The organism is Streptomyces sp. NPDC104202, from assembly GCF_055584185.1.
Genome location: NZ_JBVJMN010000143.1, coordinates 1 through 1,378, shown reverse-complemented (window position 1 = coordinate 1,378; position 1,378 = coordinate 1). Strand labels below are relative to the sequence as shown.

Here is a 1,378-nt window from a genome sequence, read left to right as displayed (position 1 = left end):
GCCCCGTCCCCCTCTTTCGTCCTCCCCCCTCCTCCCCCCCCCCCCCCCCCCCCCCCCCCCCCCCCCCCCCCCCCCCCCCCCCCCCCCCCCCCCCCCCGCCCCGCGTGCGGACCGCCGCCGCCTCAGGCGGAGTCGCGGCACACCAGCGACGTCGGGGTGATCACGGAGCCGGGGACCTCGGGTTCCGTGCCGTCCAGCAGCCGCATCAGCAGCTTCACCATCAGCCGGCCCATGCCCTCGATGTCCTGGTGCACCGTGGTGAGGGCCGGCTCCGTCCGGCGCACCACCGAGTCCATGTCGTCGAAGCCCACCACCGCCACGTCCTCGGGCACCCGCACCCCCCGCTCCCGCAGGGTCAGCAGCGCCCCCGACGCCATCAGGTCGTTGGCGACGAACACCCCGTCCACGTCCGGCCGCCGGTCGAGCAGCTCGGCCATCGCGCGGGCCCCGCTCTCCTCCGTGAAGTCGCCCTGGCACAGCAGCGCCGGGTCGGCGTCGATGAGGACGTCCCGGTAGCCGTGGATCCGGTCCAGCGCGGACGTCTGGTCGGGCGGGCCCGAGATGTGGGCGATGTTCCGCCGGCCCAGCCCCACCAGATGGCGCACCGCCTCCCGGGCTCCGCCGCGGTTGTCGCAGTCGACGAACGGGACGGTGGGCGCCGTGCCGGGGGCCGGCCGGCCGCCGAAGACCACCGGGACCCGCGACCGGTCGATCACCGCCGGCAGCGCGTCGTCGCTGTGCAGCGAGAACGCCAGCGCGCCGTCGACGTGACCGCCCCCGAGGTAGCGGGCGATCCGGTCGTGGTCCCCCGGGCCCTCGACCCACAGCAGCACCAACTGCGCGTCGTGCGCGGTCAGCTCGCGGCTGATGCCCCGGACCTGCTGCTCGAAGAACGGGTCGGAGAAGATCCGGAACTCGGGCTCCGCGATGATCACCGCCACCGCGCCGTTGCGCCGCGTCACCAGGGTGCGCGCCGCGTGGTTGGGCACGTAGCCGAGCTCGTCGACCGCCCGGCGCACCTTCTCGACGAGCGGAGTGCGCACGCCCGCACCCCCGTTGACGACCCGCGAGGCCGTGGCGCGGGACACGCCGGCGCGCGCGGCGACCGCCTCCAGCGTGGGGCGGGACCCCGTGGACTGCTCGGGCAAGGCGGGCGCTCCTTCGGCGGGGCGGCGGGCGGACGTCGGGTCCCGGTCCGGGACGCGGTCCCGGGACCTGGGCCACCAGGATATCCGTCGCCACAGCGGTTGAGAGCGCTCCCAGAACCCGGCCCGGAAGCGGCGGCGGAGGGGGGGGGGGGGGGGGGGGGGGGGGGGGGGGGGGGGGGGGGGGGGGGGGGGGGGGGGGGGGGGGGGGGGGAGGAGAGGGAGGGAGACGC

At 77.5% G+C, this 1,378-nt stretch carries 1 protein-coding gene; it reads right to left on the bottom strand.

Annotated features, from left to right (window positions below; translation table 11 throughout):
* Positions 1-122 precede the first annotated feature (122 nt).
* Positions 123-1,148, bottom strand: coding sequence for a LacI family DNA-binding transcriptional regulator (locus ACZ60W_RS37270; protein WP_469759840.1), 1,026 nt, complete (start codon positions 1,146-1,148; stop codon positions 123-125).
* Positions 1,149-1,378 lie beyond the last annotated feature (230 nt).